15 protein-coding genes are annotated in these 18263 nt (G+C 60.5%); 4 read left to right on the top strand and 11 right to left on the bottom strand.

Going from position 1 to position 18263, the window contains the following annotated elements; all coding sequences use genetic code 11:
• Window positions 1-104: 104 nt before the first annotated feature.
• The 3 genes from QRN46_RS08420 (at window position 105) to QRN46_RS08410 (ending at window position 1439) form a co-directional block, all read left to right on the top strand.
• A complete protein-coding gene (locus QRN46_RS08420; RefSeq protein ID WP_041475315.1) occupies window positions 105-320 on the top strand; it encodes a hypothetical protein in 216 nt (71 codons plus the stop codon).
• Between the two features lie 119 nt (window positions 321-439).
• Entirely contained in the window at window positions 440-841 is a 402-nt protein-coding gene (locus QRN46_RS08415) for a hypothetical protein (protein WP_201819217.1), read from the top strand.
• Window positions 842-854: 13 nt separating this feature from the next.
• Complete coding sequence (locus QRN46_RS08410) at window positions 855-1439, top strand: hypothetical protein (RefSeq protein ID WP_201819220.1); 585 nt, start codon at window positions 855-857, stop codon at window positions 1437-1439.
• Between the two features lie 109 nt (window positions 1440-1548).
• Here QRN46_RS08410 and QRN46_RS08405 read toward each other — a convergent pair whose 3' ends face one another.
• From QRN46_RS08405 to QRN46_RS08375, 7 genes are all read right to left on the bottom strand, one after another.
• Window positions 1549-3189, bottom strand: a complete 1641-nt coding sequence (locus tag QRN46_RS08405; protein ID WP_285354523.1) for a BatD family protein — start codon at window positions 3187-3189, stop codon at window positions 1549-1551.
• Window positions 3186-4922, bottom strand: coding sequence for a tetratricopeptide repeat protein (locus tag QRN46_RS08400; RefSeq protein WP_285354522.1), 1737 nt, complete (start codon window positions 4920-4922; stop codon window positions 3186-3188). The genes QRN46_RS08405 and QRN46_RS08400 overlap by 4 nt, the downstream gene beginning before the upstream one ends.
• Window positions 4919-5998 (bottom strand): vWA domain-containing protein, encoded by a 1080-nt coding sequence (locus QRN46_RS08395; RefSeq protein WP_201819227.1) that lies wholly within the window; start codon window positions 5996-5998, stop codon window positions 4919-4921. Before QRN46_RS08395 ends, QRN46_RS08400 begins: the two co-directional genes overlap by 4 nt.
• Window positions 5991-6488: a DUF4381 domain-containing protein gene (locus QRN46_RS08390; protein WP_039766825.1), complete on the bottom strand. Its 498-nt coding sequence runs from the start codon at window positions 6486-6488 to the stop codon at window positions 5991-5993. Before QRN46_RS08390 ends, QRN46_RS08395 begins: the two co-directional genes overlap by 8 nt.
• Window positions 6485-7429 (bottom strand): DUF58 domain-containing protein, encoded by a 945-nt coding sequence (locus tag QRN46_RS08385; protein WP_041475312.1) that lies wholly within the window; start codon window positions 7427-7429, stop codon window positions 6485-6487. The genes QRN46_RS08390 and QRN46_RS08385 overlap by 4 nt, the downstream gene beginning before the upstream one ends.
• A 5-nt stretch (window positions 7430-7434) precedes the next feature.
• Window positions 7435-8394, bottom strand: coding sequence for an AAA family ATPase (locus QRN46_RS08380; protein WP_011334589.1), 960 nt, complete (start codon window positions 8392-8394; stop codon window positions 7435-7437).
• Between the two features lie 211 nt (window positions 8395-8605).
• Window positions 8606-8959: a hypothetical protein gene (locus QRN46_RS08375; RefSeq protein WP_011334588.1), complete on the bottom strand. Its 354-nt coding sequence runs from the start codon at window positions 8957-8959 to the stop codon at window positions 8606-8608.
• 517 nt (window positions 8960-9476) lie between these two features.
• Between QRN46_RS08375 and QRN46_RS08370 the strand changes: the two genes are divergently transcribed.
• Window positions 9477-14363 carry an NAD-glutamate dehydrogenase gene (locus QRN46_RS08370; protein WP_201819229.1) on the top strand — a complete coding sequence of 1629 codons (4887 nt, stop codon included), beginning with the start codon at window positions 9477-9479 and terminating at the stop codon, window positions 14361-14363.
• 268 nt (window positions 14364-14631) lie between these two features.
• On the opposite strand, the gene QRN46_RS08365 is transcribed toward QRN46_RS08370, so the two are convergent.
• The 4 genes from QRN46_RS08365 to pdxR form a co-directional block, all read right to left on the bottom strand.
• Complete coding sequence (locus QRN46_RS08365; RefSeq protein WP_201819230.1) at window positions 14632-15345, bottom strand: ATPase; 714 nt, start codon at window positions 15343-15345, stop codon at window positions 14632-14634.
• A gap of 241 nt (window positions 15346-15586) precedes the next feature.
• Complete coding sequence (locus QRN46_RS08360) at window positions 15587-16006, bottom strand: cupin domain-containing protein (protein ID WP_041475570.1); 420 nt, start codon at window positions 16004-16006, stop codon at window positions 15587-15589.
• Between the two features lie 229 nt (window positions 16007-16235).
• Complete coding sequence (locus QRN46_RS08355) at window positions 16236-16529, bottom strand: putative quinol monooxygenase (protein WP_007959339.1); 294 nt, start codon at window positions 16527-16529, stop codon at window positions 16236-16238.
• A gap of 120 nt (window positions 16530-16649) precedes the next feature.
• Window positions 16650-18086, bottom strand: a complete 1437-nt coding sequence (pdxR, locus tag QRN46_RS08350) for a MocR-like pyridoxine biosynthesis transcription factor PdxR (RefSeq protein WP_285354521.1) — start codon at window positions 18084-18086, stop codon at window positions 16650-16652.
• Between the last annotated feature and the right edge of the window lie 177 nt (window positions 18087-18263).

Genomic DNA, 18263 nt, shown 5'->3' with positions numbered 1-18263 from the left:
ACTCCGCAATATAAAGAGGTGGTGGCCGCCGGAATGAGAAGGGCGGCGAAAGAGGGGAGAGTTTACAGATTATTGCGACGGGTAGGCTTGTCCGGGAGGTCGGGGTGGCGATCGCCGTTGATCCTTCAATTGACGGCCATACATCGGGTATCTACCATCTGGCCACTAAATTGATATCAATTTTGTTCGAGCAGTCCGCCGGCTTCAACTCGATCGAGAAGATTACGTTTCCCGGTTTTGTAGATTACGTGACTTATATGGAAGGGATTGGTCTTTCCAGACTTTGGGATGAATTAGAAGTTATTTCAGAAAATTTGTAAATGTGGCGAAGAGTAAAAAAGGCGGGTGGTTATTAAATAAATTTGTCCCAGTTGATCTCCAGGAAGTGTGGGCCTGACTCGCCCGGGTAAAAAAAGTAATGGTTTTCGGGGGAGAGAGAATGTCGACTAAATGTTTGCCTCATGATCTTTTTAAAGAATTTTTGCAGTTGCTGAACTCTTCGGGTCTGCTCTCGATCGAATCCTTGGAGATGGCATTGTCTGATCTGGGCGGCGCGCAGGGCGTTTTGGAAAATGCATACTATATTTCAGCGTATGAACTTTTAGGTAGTGCATTGGTGTCTGCCCATTCATTCCAAAGTCTTTTGATTTTCTTTAAGGATTTTCAACTTTGCCTGGGTGAAGGGGCGGAACAGCGTTATTACTTTGTAGAGTCCGTAGTCGACTGTTTTTCAGCTCGAGGCGATAATGTTGCCGCTCTCATTGAGGCGGCACCTTTAAGTTATAGGCTTTACTTGAATAACAAATTTCCGCAACAGAAAAGAATGAAGATGGATTCTTAAAAGGGTTCGGGAAGTGATATTGAATCAAGCAGTTTGTGATGGTCTCTGGGAAGGCGAAAAAAGTATTGGTTTTTTTGTATGTCACGGTAGCTGTTTCTGGGTTGTTGATGAGAAATATAATTTCTGCCTTGATGCGGAAAAAGATTATCGCACCTACCTGGAAAGCGGGGATATAACGCAAGAGCAGTATGAGCTGGCGTGCAAGAGTTTTAGAGGAGGGTTGCTGAGGTTGACTGCAGACAACTTTCCGCAGTATCTCGAGGCTTCAGAGGGAAAGGTTCTCTCTCCACTGGAGCTGGATGCCCTGTTTGAACCCGACGGGAAGTTATTTGAGCGAATAGAGCAGCATTATTTGTCGGGTGAAGCGCTGAGTGTTGACGAATTCAAGTTGGCTAATATTTTTGTTTCGCGGCTTTCTAAGTTCTATGTGAACTTTGACAGAAAAATATACATGCATATGGACTATGGCCGCTGTCACGAAGAATCCGTATACCCTGGCTGGATTGCTCAGTGCGTGGATTTCAGTTTCCTGATTCCCGATAGAGAGCGATATTGGGTAAAGGACGGAAGTGATTATTGGAAGCTGAGGTTTCTATAAAACAGGAAGGTGTCCGGGTGGACAAAACTCGAGTTTAGCCATTTATCCACTACGTAATATTTGCAGGGGCTTTTCAAGCGCAGCCCCAGACCTAATGTTTATCGCGACCCTACTTCGGATAAAGCGGCGGCAACCCACTATCCCCGACCGGATCCTGCACCCGCTCCGCGGTCGGAATCGTCCGGATCGCCCGCCACAGATCCTCACCCTGCCAATGCTGCCCGGTCTCGCTGTACAGCGCGCCGTTCAGCCCATCGAGCGCATCCGACAGAGGCACAAACCGCGCCGCCATGTCCGCCAGTGTTTCCGGCTGCTGACGGGCCCAGGCGTCGAGGGCCTGGCGGGTGGCGTGGGGGTCGTTGGCCTGGCTGGCGCGTTTGATGTCGTCGAGCAGGGTGCGCGGGCTCGGGCCGGTTTGCGCGGCGCGCAGGATCGCCGGTTGCCAGCGGGCACGCCACCACAGGCCGAAGCCGAGCAGGGTGGTGCAGGCGAGAACGAACGTGCTGAGTTTCCACCACCACAAGGCTTCGCTGTCGGCGGCGCTGAGCGGTAGTGCGTTGCCCGCCGGGGTGTCGACTTGCAGACTCGGGTTGTTCGCCACTTGCAGGGTGCGCGCCGGCAGGCTGGTGTGTTCCAGGTGATCTTCGAAGGTGTTCCACCAGACCACGTCTACTGTTGGCAATTCGATCGAGCCACTGCGGCTCGGCACCAGCGCTTCACGTTCTTCACGACTGCCGATCAGCCCGCGATCGCTGCTCTGGTTGTTCAGCACCGGTTGGTCCGGGTAGCGGCGCAGGCCGTTGGCTTCGGTGGCGGGCAGGGCCGGCAGTTGCGAACTGGCCAGGCCTTCGACCTTGAGGGTCAGGCTGCGGGTCAGGGAGTCGCCGACCTGAGTGTGTTCCGGCTCCGGGTTCCAGCTTTCGCTCAGGCTCAGGCTGCGGGCCGGCAGCCACGGCGCATCGCTGGGGTAGGTCATCGGTTTGGGTTTGACCGTCAGCGAAGTCGCGGCGGAGCTGATGTGCATCAGTTTGCCCGGTTTCGGCCCCTGCGCCGTGGCGTCCTGCGAGGGCTGGGTATCGACCAGTGTGGCGCTGAACGTCTGCGGGGCGATGCTCAGCAAGCCGCTGTGCTGCGGATAGATCGCGTAGCGCATCTCGATCACGCCATGGCGCACACCGTTGATGTCTTTTTCGTAAGTGCGCATGTCGCCCAGTTGCTCGATGCGCGCATCGGCGATCTGCAACGGCGTCAGGCTGCTGTCGTCGTACAGCGACACCGAATGGTAGATGCGCAACGTCAGGATGGCCTGGGCCTGCACGTAAACGCTGGTCTGGTCGAGGCTGGCCTCGATGAACACCGGTTCGCGGGCGCTGCTCTCTTCGCGGGTGTCGCTTTCAATCACTTGCACGGTGATCGGCTGGCTCTCGACGTCGCCCAGTTTCAGCGGCGGAATTTCAACGCTGCCGTTCTGCTTGGGCAGCAGGGTGATGATCCAGCGAGTGGTGGCGCGATTGTCTTCGTTGAGCGTGTTCAACTGGTTGACCTGCCGCGTGCCGCGCACTTCGAACAGCGGCTCCAGCGGGCTCAGGTCCGGTTTGCCGAACTGCGTGACATCGTTGGATTCGAGGGTGAGTTCGACCGTCTCGCCGGAGTTCAGGCGACTGCGATCCACACTGGCCGTCAGCTCGGCCGCCTGGGCGGTGGCCGTACAGATCAGCAGGGGCAGCAAGAGAGCGGTGAAACGGGTCATCGAATGTTTTCCTGATCCTGATGTTGTTGCTGTTCGTACCAGAATTTGCGTCGCAGCAGTTCGCCCGGATCATCCGGGATCTTGCCCAGCCATTGTTCCAACGCCTGCTGCTGCTCGCCTTCGAGGGTGTCCTCATTGGGGCGCAGCAGCGGCGGGGTGTTCTGTTCCTTGCCCGGTTCGCTGTCCGGCAGCTCGTTGGCACCCGGCAGCGGCGGGGTGGTCGGCGGCGGTTCGCTGGCGGACTCGCCGGTTTGCGGCTCGCTCTGGGTTTCGCTTTTGACCGCTGGCGGCGGAGCGGTCGCTGGCGGTGGTTCATCGCCCGGCATGTTTGGCTGCGCCGGTTTGTCTTGCGGTTCGGCCGGCGGAGGGGCGTTTTTCTGTTTGAGCAGGCTTTCCACCAGCGCCTTGTTGGTCAGCGCCGGGCGCAGATCCGGTTGGCGTTCCAGAGCCTGTTCATAGGCATCCAGCGCCGCTTCCAGCTCGCCGCTTTTGGCCAGGGCGTTGCCACGATTGTAGTGGGCGTGGGCGTCATTGCCCTCGGCGAAACGCTGAGCGGCGCCACTGTAGTCGCCGGCCTCGTACAACGCCACCCCTTGCCATTGCGGATCCTCGAAATGCTTCGCCGCTTCGGCCGGGCGCTTCTGTTTGAGCAGGTGCAGGCCTTGCTGATCGGGACGCAGCCACAGGTCTTCGAAGTCGAAGGCATGGCTCGGTTGCGGCAATGCCAGCAGCAGCGGCAGGCAGAACAGCCAGCCACGCCGCCCGGCGCACGCGGCGAGCAACAACAGCGGCAACAGCAGCCAGTAACCCTGATCGGCCCAGGTGTCGAGGCGTACGGTCTGGCCATCGTCGCGCAGGCTGCGCGGGCCATCGAGCAGGCCGAGGTCGCCCAGATCGGATTCATCCAGCCGTGCGCTGCGGTACTCGCCACCGACCGCGCTGAGGAATGCGCCGAGGCCCGGACTGTCAAGTTGCGGCACCCGGATCGCGCCCTGGGCATCCTTGAGGAAACTGCCGTCCTCCTGCGCAATCGGCGCGCCCTCGGCGGTGCCGACACCGAGCATCAACAACTGCGCCGATTGGCCGCTCAGCGCATGACGAATGCCCTGGCGTTCTTCTTCCGACAGCGAAGAGCCAATCAGCAAAATCCGCCCCTGGCCCAACGCACCCTGCTTGAGCAGCGCCAGCGCCGTGCTCACCGCCAGATCGGCGCGATGGCCGCTTTCCGGCATCAGCGAAGGCTTGAGCGCATCGAGCAGGTTGCGGCTGGTCGCCAGGTCATCCGACAGCGGCACCAACGTATGGGCGCTGCCAGCGTAAACGACGATGGCGGTCTGGGCATCGCTGCGCACCTGCAACAGGTCGAACAGCTTGCGCCGGGCCTGTTCCAGTCGCGTTGGCGGCGAGTCGGTGGCGAGCATTTCCGGGGTCAGTTCCAAAACCACCACCAACGGGTCGGCGGGTTTCTGGCTGGTCTGTTCGACCCGTTCCCAGCTCGGCCCGAGCAGCGCCAGGATCGTCAGCAGCCAGGCCACGCTCAGGGCGACCCAAGGCAACTTGCTGTCACGACCGCTGCCGCCACTGAGCAGGGTGGCGTGGAAGGCCGGCGGTAGAATCATCTGCCAGCGACCAGCACGTTTCTGTCGGTGCCAGAGCTGCCAGATCAGCCAGCCGAGCAACGGCAGCAGCAACAGCCACCAGGGACGGAACCAGTGCGGCCAGAGGGCGATCATCGGCGCCTCCGCAAACGCAGGCGCTTGAGGCGCTCGCGCCAGTCAGGCAGGGGGCTTTGCAAATACAGTTCCTTGGTGAACAGCCGTTGCAGCGGGTTGTCTGGCCACAACACTCGGGCCACCAGCAAGATGCTCAGCAGCAGCGCGAACGCCAGCGGCCACTGATACAACGCCTGCGCCGGACGGGCCTGGGTCGGTTGTTGAGTCACCGGCTCTAGCTGGTCGAGAGTGTCCTTGATCGCTTGCAGTTGCTGGCCATCGCGGGCACGGAAGTAACGGCCGCCAGTGACCTCGGCGATGGCCTTGAGTGCCGGTTCGTCGAGATCGAGGGTCGGGTTGCCGCCGAGCAACGCCGTGGCGCCGCTTTCTTCGGGATCGGCGCCGATGCCGATCGGATAGATTTTCACGCCTTCGCTGGCGGCCAGTTTTGCGGCGGTCAGCGGGTCGATTTCGCCGCCATTGTTGGCGCCGTCGGTAACCAGAATCAGCACCCGACTTTGGGCCGGACGCATGCGCAGGCGCTTCAGGGCCAGGCCGATGGCGTCGCCAATCGCGGTGTTCTTGCCGGCGATGCCGATTCGCGCTTCATCGAGCCAGACCCGAACGGTGCGCCGGTCAAACGTCAGCGGCGCTTGCAGATAAGCCTGGCTGCCGAACAGGATCAGACCGACCCGGTCGCCATCGCGGCTTTCCAGAAAATCTCCAAGCAAATGCTGGACCAGCGACAGGCGACTGACGTCTTCGTCGTTCCATTGCATGTCCGGGAAATCCATCGAGCCGGACACGTCCACCGCCACCAGCAGATCACGACCGCTGGCGGCAATCGGCAGCGGTTCGCCGAGCCATTGCGGGCGTGCGGCGGCGATCAGCAGAAACAGCCACAGCAGCATGAACGGTGCTTGCTGGCGCCACGCTGGCAGATTGGCCCGGGCGCGACGGCGAGCGAGGCCTTCCAGGTCACCCAGGAAACTCACTTTCAACGCTGGCTCGCCGCTGTCGGCCACCGGCAGCACCAGGCGCATCAGCCACGGCAGCGGCAACAGCAGGAAAATCCACGGCCAGGCGAACTCAAACATGTTTGCGGATCCAGGTGTCGACTGCCTGGGTCAGGCCGGCGATGGCTTTGTCGTCGAGTTTGCACTCGGGTTTGTAGGCGCCTTCGACGAGCACCATCCAGCGGGTCAGGCCGGCGGCGGGGCAACGGTTGTCGAGAAACGCCAGCCATTTGCGGCCGTTGAGGGTGTGGCTCTGGCTGTAGGGATAGTGGTTGCGGCACAGGCGCTTGAGCAGGCCGTTGAGCTGCTGCAGCCAGGCCCCGGCTGGCGCGCCGTCGTAGGGTTTGGGCATCTGCGCCAGTTCGGCGAGTGCGGCGATGCGCACCGGGTCGAGCGGCAGCTCGGCGCGCACGACCGGTTTTTTCTTGATCGGAATGAAACGCCGCAGCCGCCAGACTGCAAAACCAATCACCGGCAACAGCAAAAGCAGCAGCCACCAGCCCGGTGCCGGCGGCCAGAAGGCAATCGGTGGCGGGGATATCAGCGGTTGCAGTTGTTCGAGGCCGTTCATCGACCTTTCCCCGGACGTTGCGGGTTAAGGAATTCGCGCATCTGCTCGACCATTTCGCTCTGAGTGCTCAGCGGCATCAGCAGCACTCGCAGCTTCTGCGCGAGCAATTCCCAGCGGGCGATCCGCGCTTCGGCCTGGGCGCGGTAGGTCTGGCGCAGGTCGAAATTCAGGGTGTCGAGTTCCAGCTGCGCGCCGCGTTCGGCGAATCTCAGCAGCCCGGCAGCGGGCAGGGCGTGGTCCAGCGGATCGGACAGCGGCAGCATCAGCAGATCGCAATGACGCGACAGCAGACTCAGTTGCTGCTCGGCGCTGTCGGACAGCGCGCGCTCGTCACAGATCACGATCACCAGGCTGCCCGGTCGCAGCACCTCGCGGGCCCGGCGCAACGCCACGCCAAATGCATCGCGATCCGGCTCCCGCTCGCTGTGCAGCGACTGGTTGACCTTCACCAATCGGTTGAGCAGTTGCAACAGGCTCTGCTTGCTACGGCGCGGTTTGATTTCGTAATGCTCGTTGTCGCCGAACACCAGCCCGCCAACCCGGTCGTTGTGACCGAGCGCTGCCCAGCCGATCAGCGCCGCAGCCTGTGCTGCGAGCACCGACTTGAACATCAGTCCGGAGCCGAAAAACAGCCGCGTGCTTTGCTCGACCATGATGAAAATCGGCCGTTCACGTTCTTCATGGAACAGTTTGGTGTGCGGTTCCTGCGTCCGAGCGGTGACGCGCCAGTCGATGGTGCGCACGTCGTCGCCGGCCTGATAGACCCGCACCTGATCGAAGTCGACGCCACGACCGCGAAACTTGGAGTGGTGCAGGCCGATCAGCGGGCTGCGCTGGCTCGGCGTCGAAAACAGCTGCACTTCGCGCACGCGGTGACGCATCTCGATCAGCTCGGCGAGGCTGATGCGGATGCCCGGTTCGAACGGCAGGGAGGCGTTCATCGGGGTCAAGCGACGGCTACGACGTCGAGAATCCGTTGCACCACCCGATCCTGGTCGATGCCAGCGGCTTCGGCCTCGAACGACAGAATGATGCGGTGACGCAACACGTCGAACAGCACAGCCTGGATGTCTTCCGGGCTGACGAAGTCGCGACCGGCCAGCCAGGCGTGGGCGCGGGCGCAGCGGTCGAGGGCAATGGAGCCACGCGGGCTGGCGCCGTAGGCGATCCATTCGGCCATTTCCGGGTCGAACTTGGCCGGGTTGCGTGTGGCCATGACCAGTTGCACCAGGTATTCCTCCACGGCGTCCGCCATGTACAGGCCGAGGATTTCCTTGCGCGCGGCGAAGATCGCCTGCTGGCTGACCCGGCGTTCGGGCTTGGTTTCGCCGTTCAGGGCTTCGCCCCGGGCCTGTTGCAGGATCCGGCGTTCGACGGCCGCGTCCGGGAAACCCATTTTCACGTGCATCAGGAAGCGGTCGAGCTGGGCTTCGGGCAGCGGATAGGTGCCTTCCTGTTCGATCGGGTTCTGCGTGGCCATCACCAGAAACAGCGGCGATAACTCGTAAGTGCTACGCCCGACACTGACCTGACGTTCGGCCATCGCTTCGAGCAACGCCGACTGAACCTTGGCCGGGGCGCGGTTGATTTCGTCCGCCAGCACCAGGTTGTGGAAGATAGGGCCTTGCTGGAACACGAAGCTGCCGGTTTCCGGGCGATAGATCTCGGTGCCGGTGATGTCGGCCGGCAGCAGGTCCGGGGTGAACTGGATGCGATGGAACTGGGCTTCGATGCCCTCGGCGAGCTCTTTGATCGCTTTGGTCTTGGCCAGACCTGGAGCGCCTTCGACCAGCATGTGGCCGTCGGCGAGCAGGGCGATGAGCAAGCGCTCGATGAGTTTTTCCTGGCCGAGAATCTGCGTTGAAAGAAAGGTTCGCAGCGCCAGCAGCGCTTCACGATGTTCCATCGATGACTGTTCCTGGAAAGGGTGGCCACAGGCGTTCGGATAACGCCGGGGCTGGGGGCGTTACTTTAATCCATCGCAGGGGGTGGCGACTAACGGCATTTTGCGCAAAGTGCGGGAAATGACCGGGGCAATTGTTGGAATTTTGTAGGGCGGGGGAGGTGCGGTGTGCTTTCGGGCCCTTTCACTCGCGAAAGGGCCGGCCCAGACGCCATCAAATCTGGCTGATATAGGTGCCAGTACCATCCAGAATGTTCTTCAGGGTTTCCTCAACCTCAGCCAGATCCACCATGTCCGGATTGAAGGTGATTTCCAGCACATCGTCCCCGTTCAACGCATCGGCATCCGCCGCGGCGATTTCGATCTTCAGCAGAGTCTTGCTCAGGGTGACCTTGACGCCATCAAGGGTCGACGGCTCGCCATCCAGGGTGATCTCCAGCTCGTCCTCGTCCGGATAGCGGCTCATCAGGAACATGTCGCCCTTGTCGCTGTGGCAGCAGAGCATGGCCATGTTGTCTTCTTCGTCGTCGCACGGGTTGACGATCAAAAGGGCGGTGGTCATTTGCATGGGGGAATTCCTGCCTCGGCGGGCTTGTTGGTCGCAATTGGGCGCGATTCTGCCAGCCCCCGGGAATTTCTGCATGTGAGAGTGTCAGAGGATGTGTCGTGAACGCGACACAGATCAATGGTCATTCCTGGCACGCCTGTACCGTAAAAACGGGCATTCAGACCGGCGTTCCGCCCCATGAATGCTAGTGTTTACCGATGCGCAGGCCTTTGTTTACGTGCCAATGACCGAATATGTCGCAGCACCGCAAGCAGACACATTGTCGCACCCATTAAGCTGCGCAACGGATGAGCACCCGTAAAGGCATTGCCATGGCCCCGCGAGCGGCGCCCGGCAGTCGTTTTTGCAGATGCCCATTCATGGAAGGTGAATGTGACCTGAGTGTCTCGTCCAGCTTCACCCACCTGTCACCCTGTTTCCTCTGCCCGAGATTCAGGAACAGGGCGACGGAACGCCCCGAAAGGGGTTTTGCACGCGACGCTTTCCATCAATAACAAGCCCAAGCGGAGTACCACAGATGGCGTTCTTCACCGCAGCCAGCAAAGCCGACTTCCAGCACCAACTGCAAGCGGCACTGGCGCAGCACATCAGTGAACAGGCACTGCCACAAGTGGCGCTGTTCGCTGAACAATTCTTCGGCATCATTTCCCTGGACGAGCTGACCCAACGTCGCCTCTCCGACCTCGCTGGCTGTACTCTCTCTGCGTGGCGCCTGCTTGAGCGCTTCGATCACGCGCAACCGCAAGTGCGCGTCTACAACCCCGATTACGAACGTCACGGCTGGCAGTCGACCCACACCGCGGTCGAAGTGCTGCACCACGACTTGCCGTTCCTGGTGGACTCGGTGCGTACCGAGCTGAACCGTCGCGGCTACAGCATCCACACCCTGCAGACCACCGTGCTGAGCGTGCGTCGTGGCAGCAAGGGCGAATTGCTGGAAATCCTGCCAAAAGGCACCACCGGCGAAGGCGTTCTGCACGAGTCGCTGATGTACCTGGAAATCGACCGCTGCGCCAATGCGGCCGAATTGAATGTGCTGTCCAAGGAACTGGAGCAGGTCCTGGGTGAAGTCCGCGTCGCGGTCTCCGATTTCGAGCCGATGAAGGCCAAGGTGCAGGAAATCCTCACCAAGCTCGATAACAGCGCATTCGCCGTCGATGCCGACGAAAAGAATGAAATCAAGAGCTTCCTGGAATGGCTGGTGGGCAACCACTTCACCTTCCTCGGCTACGAAGAGTTCACCGTTGTCGATCAGGCCGATGGCGGCCACATCGAATACGACCAGAACTCCTTCCTCGGCCTGACCAAGATGCTGCGCACCGGTCTGACCAACGAAGACCGCCACATCGAAGACTATGCCGTGAAGTACCTGCGCGAACCGACACTGCTGTCGTTCGCCAAGGCGGCGCATCCGAGCCGCGTGCACCGTCCGGCCTACCCGGACTACGTGTCGATCCGCGAAATCGATGCCGACGGCAAAGTGATCAAGGAACACCGCTTCATGGGCCTGTACACCTCGTCGGTGTATGGCGAAAGCGTGCGTGTCATCCCGTTCATCCGCCGCAAGGTCGAGGAAATCGAGCGTCGCTCCGGCTTCCAGGCCAAGGCTCACCTGGGCAAGGAACTGGCTCAGGTTCTGGAAGTGCTGCCGCGTGACGATCTGTTCCAGACCCCGGTCGACGAACTGTTCAGCACCGTGATGTCGATCGTGCAGATCCAGGAACGCAACAAGATCCGCGTGTTCCTGCGTAAAGACCCGTACGGTCGTTTCTGCTACTGCCTGGCCTACGTGCCGCGTGACATCTACTCCACCGAAGTTCGCCAGAAGATCCAGCAAGTGCTGATGGAGCGCCTGAAAGCCTCCGACTGCGAATTCTGGACGTTCTTCTCCGAGTCCGTGCTGGCCCGCGTGCAACTGATCTTGCGCGTCGACCCGAAAAACCGCATCGACATCGACCCGCTGCAACTGGAAAACGAAGTGATCCAGGCCTGCCGCAGCTGGCAGGACGACTACGCTGCCCTGACCGTTGAAACCTTCGGCGAAGCCAACGGCACCAACGTGTTGGCCGACTTCCCGAAAGGCTTCCCGGCCGGCTACCGCGAGCGTTTCGCAGCGCATTCGGCCGTGGTCGACATGCAGCACTTGCTCAATCTGAGCGAGAAAAAGCCGCTGGCCATGAGCTTTTACCAGCCGCTGGCCTCCGGCCCACGCGAGCTGCACTGCAAGCTGTATCACGCCGATACCCCGCTGGCCCTGTCCGACGTGCTGCCGATCCTGGAAAACCTCGGCCTGCGCGTGCTGGGTGAGTTCCCGTACCGCCTGCGTCATACCAACGGCCGCGAGTTCTGGATCCACGACTTCGCGTTCACCGCTGCCGAAGGCCTGGACCTGGACATCCAGCAACTCAACGACACCCTGCAGGACGCGTTCGTCCACATCGTCCGTGGCGATGCCGAAAACGATGCGTTCAACCGTCTGGTGCTGACCGCCGGCCTGCCATGGCGCGACGTGGCGCTGCTGCGTGCCTACGCCCGCTACCTGAAGCAGATCCGCCTGGGCTTCGACCTCGGCTACATCGCCAGCACCCTGAACAACCACACCGACATCGCTCGCGAACTGACCCGGTTGTTCAAGACCCGTTTCTACCTGGCCCGCAAGCTGGGCAGCGATGATCTGGACGACAAGCAACAACGTCTGGAACAGGCCATCCTGACCGCGCTGGACGACGTTCAAGTCCTCAACGAAGACCGCATCCTGCGTCGTTACCTGGACCTGATCAAAGCGACCCTGCGGACCAACTTCTACCAGACCGACGCCAACGGCCAGAACAAGTCGTACTTCAGCTTCAAGTTCAATCCGCACTTGATCCCTGAGCTGCCGAAACCGGTTCCGAAGTTCGAAATCTTCGTTTACTCGCCACGCGTCGAAGGCGTGCACCTGCGCTTCGGCAACGTTGCTCGTGGTGGCCTGCGCTGGTCCGACCGTGAAGAAGACTTCCGTACCGAAGTCCTCGGTCTGGTGAAAGCCCAGCAAGTGAAGAACTCGGTCATCGTGCCGGTGGGTGCGAAGGGCGGCTTCCTGCCGCGTCGCCTGCCACTGGGCGGCAGCCGTGACGAGATCGCGGCCGAGGGCATCGCCTGCTACCGCATCTTCATCTCGGGTCTGCTGGACATCACCGACAACCTGAAGGACGGCAAACTGGTTCCGCCGGCCAACGTCGTGCGGCATGACGACGATGACCCGTACCTGGTGGTCGCGGCGGACAAGGGCACTGCAACCTTCTCCGACATCGCCAACGGCATCGCCATCGACTACGGCTTCTGGCTGGGTGACGCGTTCGCGTCCGGTGGTTCGGCCGGTTACGACCACAAGAAAATGGGCATCACCGCCAAGGGCGCGTGGGTCGGCGTACAGCGCCACTTCCGCGAGCGCGGCATCAATGTCCAGGAAGACAGCATCACGGTGGTCGGCGTGGGTGACATGGCCGGTGACGTGTTCGGCAACGGCCTGTTGATGTCCGACAAGCTGCAACTGGTTGCTGCGTTCAACCACCTGCACATCTTCATCGACCCGAACCCGAACCCGGCCACCAGCTTCGCCGAGCGTCAGCGCATGTTCGACCTGCCGCGTTCGGCCTGGTCCGACTACGACACCAGCATCATGTCCGAAGGCGGCGGCATCTTCTCGCGCAGCGCGAAGAGCATCGCCATCTCGCCACAGATGAAAGAGCGCTTCGACATCCAGGCCGACAAGCTGACCCCGACCGAACTGCTGAACGCCTTGCTCAAGGCGCCGGTGGATCTGCTGTGGAACGGCGGTATCGGTACTTACGTCAAAGCCAGCACCGAAAGCCACGCCGATGTCGGCGACAAGGCCAACGATGCATTGCGCGTGAACGGCAACGAACTGCGCTGCAAAGTGGTGGGCGAGGGCGGTAACCTCGGCATGACCCAATTGGGTCGTGTGGAGTTCGGTCTCAATGGCGGCGGTTCCAACACCGACTTCATCGACAACGCCGGTGGCGTGGACTGCTCCGACCACGAAGTGAACATCAAGATCCTGCTGAACGAAGTGGTTCAGGCCGGTGACATGACCGACAAGCAACGCAACCAGTTGCTGGCGAGCATGACCGACGAAGTCGGTGGTCTGGTGCTGGGCAACAACTACAAGCAGACTCAGGCCCTGTCCCTGGCGGCCCGTCGCGCTTATGCGCGCATCGCCGAGTACAAGCGTCTGATGAGCGACCTGGAAGGCCGTGGCAAGCTGGATCGCGCCATCGAGTTCCTGCCGACCGAAGAGCAACTGGCCGAACGCGTTGCCGAAGGCCATGGCCTGACCCGTCCTGAGCTGTCGGTGCTGATCTCGTACAGCAAGATCGACCTCAAGGAGCAGCTGCTGGGCTCCCTGGTGCCGGACGACGACTACCTGACCCGCGACATGGAAACGGCGTTCCCGCCGACCCTGGTCAGCAAGTTCTCCGAAGCCATGCGTCGTCACCGTCTGAAGCGCGAGATCGTCAGCACCCAGATCGCCAACGATCTGGTCAACCACATGGGCATCACCTTCGTTCAAAGGCTCAAAGAGTCCACCGGCATGACCCCGGCGAATGTTGCCGGTGCGTATGTGATTGTTCGGGATATCTTCCACCTCCCGCACTGGTTCCGTCAGATCGAAGCGCTGGACTACCAGGTTTCCGCTGACGTGCAGCTGGAGCTGATGGACGAGCTGATGCGTCTGGGCCGTCGCGCTACGCGCTGGTTCCTGCGTGCCCGTCGCAACGAGCAGAACGCTGCCCGTGACGTCGCGCATTTCGGTCCGCACCTCAAAGAGCTGGGCCTGAAGCTGGACGAGCTGCTGAGCGGCGAAATCCGCGAAAACTGGCAAGAGCGTTATCAGGCGTACGTCGCCGCCGGTGTTCCGGAACTGCTGGCGCGTATGGTGGCGGGGACGACCCACCTCTACACGCTGCTGCCGATCATCGAAGCGGCCGACGTGACCGGCCAGGATCCAGCCGAAGTGGCCAAGGCGTACTTCGCCGTGGGCAGCGCGCTGGACATCACCTGGTACATCTCGCAGATCAGCGCCTTGCCGGTTGAAAACAACTGGCAGGCCCTGGCCCGTGAAGCGTTCCGCGACGACGTCGACTGGCAGCAACGCGCGATCACCATCGCCGTTCTGCAAGCGGGCGGCGGTGATTCGGACGTGGAAACCCGTCTGGCACTGTGGATGAAGCAGAACGACGCCATGATCGAACGCTGGCGCGCCATGCTGGTGGAAATCCGTGCCGCCAGCGGCACCGACTACGCCATGTACGCGGTGGCCAACCGTGAGCTGAACGACGTGGCGCTGAGCGGTCAGGCAGTTGTGCCTGCTGCGGCGACTGCGGAGCTTGAGCTTGCTTGAGTAACCGTTGAATGAAAAAGCCCCGCTCTCGAAAGAGGCGGGGCTTTTTTATGCCTGTTGTTTGGCGGTATTTGTGTGTTGCTGCACAAATCCAGCCCCTCACCCCAGCCCTCTCCCCAATGGGGCGAGGGGGAAAGGGAGCCGATTTGTGTGTTTTTCGAAACTTGAGTTCGACTCGGTATTTCACGTCGGCGTAACTCTAACAAACACCTCGGTCAGTCCCCTCTCCCTCCGGGAGAGGGCTAGGGTGAGGGCAGCGGCCTGACAGTCACTGCAACTTATGTAGTTGTTTACTATCAAGCATCGACACATTACCTGCCGGCCTGGTCAGCAAATTACTGAGCGACTGGTCAAACTTCTGCAACGCCCGAACCTGAACTTCCTGTTGCTGATTAATATCCGCAACAATCTCCTTTGAACGCTTGAAGTCCGCCCACACCGGCGTCAATTCTTTTGCCTCAGACCCCTTGGCCGTACCGATATAGTTGAACTTCCCATCATAAAAATCCGCACTCACATCCGCCTTGATGTTCGAACTGCGCGAGGTAATCAACTGGCTGTGAGTATCGACAACCGCCACCACATCCGGATTGGCCGCACGCAGGCTCTGCATGTCCGGGTACACCGTCACCGAGCCAAACTGACGTTGCAGCGAAGCTTTGACCCAATCCACCGCCATGTCCGGTTTCGAGGTGGCGACGTAGGCGTCGTGGATCGGCTGCACCAGCAAACTCTGGCCGAAACCGGTGCCGGCATTGGCCTGGTAGTTGCGCAGGTAGTCGCGGTTGGTTTGGGTGCTCGGGCTGTAGATCACGCCCAATGAGACACCGGGACCACTTTTCACCTGGGTGGCGCTGCTGCGTCCCACCGGTTGGGTGAATAGCGTGTCGAGAGAGGAAACCGCTTTCGGAGCGGTAGGAACAGAACAGGCGGACAACGCTAAAACTGATATCGCCAAGGTACTGGCAAAGGCAAGTTTCATGGTGAGTCTCCCGTGAAGCAACTTCAGTCGGAAAGTCAGGCATGTCGGGGTTGATTAAATGGAACCGGCGACAGTCGCCTCAGACTACTCCCGCCAAAACGAAAACAACCTGACAATTTGCTGAATGACTGTCATGTCATAGTTTTATTGGTTGTAAGCATTTTTGATTAATTGCCGCGTGAAATAAAAAAGGCGCAAATCAAAAATTTCCGCCTTTCATTTATGGCTGGTTAAACAACCATCAGTTTTTCAATGGGATCAGCACTTGCTCGTCGGGTGACAGCACCATGAACACCAGCAACCTGGCCGGCTTGCTCTTGCTGGCGTTTTTCGAGATCAAATGCTCGGAGCCGGCCGGCTCGTACCAGTACTGGCCCTTCTTGTAGGTGATCGGTTGCTCACCCTTGACCTGGGAAACGATCTCGCCTTCGAGCACGTAGGCCATGGCGGTGCCGTCGTGTTTGTGGGCGATCGAGGACTGGCCGGGTTTGTAATCGACTTCGATCATCATGGCTTTTTTGCCGGGGACGTTTTTCAGCATCTGGTCCTGCAGCACCGAGATTTTCTCGGACGGGGAATCGGTACCGTGGGCCAGTGCCGAAGCGCTGATGGTGAGGGCCAGAGCGGCGAGCGGGGCGGCAAGCAAGTGCAGGACTTTCATGGAGATCACCTGATTAAGTGGGGAGTCGGTCATCACAGTAGTCCGCGTGCCGGGGTATTCAAACGGCCAATATTCGGGAAGTTTGGGTGACCAATCTGGGGGATGTCCGCGCATTCAAATACGCCATCGCTGGCAAGCCAGCTCCCACAGTTTTTTTGTGTCGTTCATATGGTTTGTGAACGATACAAAACCTTGTGGGAGCTGGCTTGCCAGCGATGGCGTCAGTAAGTCAAACGATTGGAAAAGAGTTGAAATCCACGCTATTGGCCAGACGACTGTCGATCAGGTCGATGAAGCCCTGAGCTTCCGGGCGATTGAAATGCGCCTGCATTGCCGCTTCCGACTGCCAGCGGGCGCTGACCGTCCAGCGGTGGCTGTCCTCTGGGCAGCGGTCGACCATGTAGGAATCGCAGCCCGGCGTTTCGCGCAGGGTTTCGACGATCTTCTGCAACTGCTTGCCCAGCTCCTCCGATCGGCCGGCGGCAGCCTGCACCTGTACGGTGTTGATCACTTCGTTGGACATTGCTCACACTCCTGAATCAGGCCGGACGAATCCTGCTCATTGAGGGATAACGCTTGTGCAGGATAGGCCTGCACCCCCGGATCACCAATAACCAATCGGCGGTTAATCGTTTAGTCCAATCTAACCAGCGACCTGTTGCAGAATGTCGCGCAGGCGGTCTAGCGCGATATCGATGTCCAGCGTCTCGATGGCGCCGAAACCGAAGTACATCCCGCTTTTGGCCGGCTGCTGATAATAGAAACCATCGATGGCGTACAGCCCGACTTCGACCTTTTTTGCCAGTTCGATCACCAGCGGCAAATCGATAGGGACCTTGCAGAACACCGCCATGTGAAAACCGGCGCTGGGCGGCACGGCTTGCAGCCACGGCGACAGGTCGGTGGCCATGCGCGCCAGAATCCGCTCGCGGCGCTGGGCATAAATGGTGTGGCAGCGGCGGATGTGCTTGAGCAGACACCCTTCGGCGATGAACTTGGCCAGCGCCCATTGCGGCAGGGTGGAAGCGTGCAGGTCGGTGAGCTGCTTGGCGCGGATCACCGCTTCGAGAATCGCCGGCGGCAGGATCGCGTAGCCGAGGCGCAGCTCGGGCAGCAGGGTTTTCGAAAAGGTGCCGACGTACGCGACGATGCCGCGCTGATCGAGCTTGTGCAGCGAATCGGTCGGGCGGCCCTCGTAGCGGAATTCGCTGTCATAGTCGTCCTCGATGATGATTGCGCCCAGCTCATGGGCGCGTTCGAGCAGAGCCTCGCGCCGCGCCTGACTCATCGGCATGCCCAGCGGGAACTGGTGCGACGGCGTCACGTAGATCAGCCGCGTGCCCTCGGGAATCCGCTCGACCTGAATGCCCTCGGCATCCACCGGCACGCCGACCACCGTCGCCCCGTGAGTGCCGAACAGCAGCCGCGCCGGCGGGTAGCCGGGATCTTCCATCGCCACCAGACTACCGGGGCGGATCAGCACGCGGGTGATCAGGTCCAGCGCCTGTTGCGCACCGTTGCAGACCACGATGTCCTCGTCCTGGCAGTTCACGCCACGGGAAAACGCGATGTGCCGGGCAATCGCATTGCGCAGCGCCGGCAGGCCTTCCGGCACGCTATAGAAGCCTTTGGAATGGGCCATCTGCCGCAGTGCGTGAGAGACGCAGCGGCGCCAGTCATCATGGGGAAACTGGCCCTTGCTGGTGGCGCCGCCGATGAAGTCGTAGCGCAGCGAACCCTCAAGCGTCGGATGGCGCAGGAACACCGGCAGATTGCGCCAGCTCTCGATCACCTCGGAACTGGCCAGTTCGGAATGGCTTTGCTTGCGCTGTACCGGCGTCGAGCGGGCGTTGACGTAAGTGCCTTTGCCGATGACGCCGGTGAGGAAATTCTCGTAGGTGAGCTGCGCGTAAGTGTCGGAAATGGTCTTGCGCGAGATCCCCAGTTGCTCGGCGAGCAAACGGCTGGGCGGTAACTGGGTGCCGGCGGCCAGGCGCCCGGATTCAATGGCGCCGCGCAGTTGCTGGTACAACTGACCGGCCAGATCCTTGCGGCCGTTGATTACGACATGCAGTTCCATACCGACGGGGCGCTCCGGGCGATTGAGTGTGCCGGCCAGATTACTCCCGAATGCGGGCGGGGCAGAAGTTGTGTGCTCGAAAAACCGTGAATTGGCCTCCGGTTCAGTGGTCTTCCGTTTTTTCGCAGAATTGGGGCTGTAACCTTGCCGAGCCAGCGCTTACCGTGAAATCACTCT

The sequence above is a fragment of the Pseudomonas sp. lyk4-R2A-10 genome, from assembly GCF_030209075.1.
Lineage (GTDB): Bacteria > Pseudomonadota > Gammaproteobacteria > Pseudomonadales > Pseudomonadaceae > Aquipseudomonas > Aquipseudomonas glycinae.
This window is presented reverse-complemented; position numbering and strand designations above follow the sequence as displayed.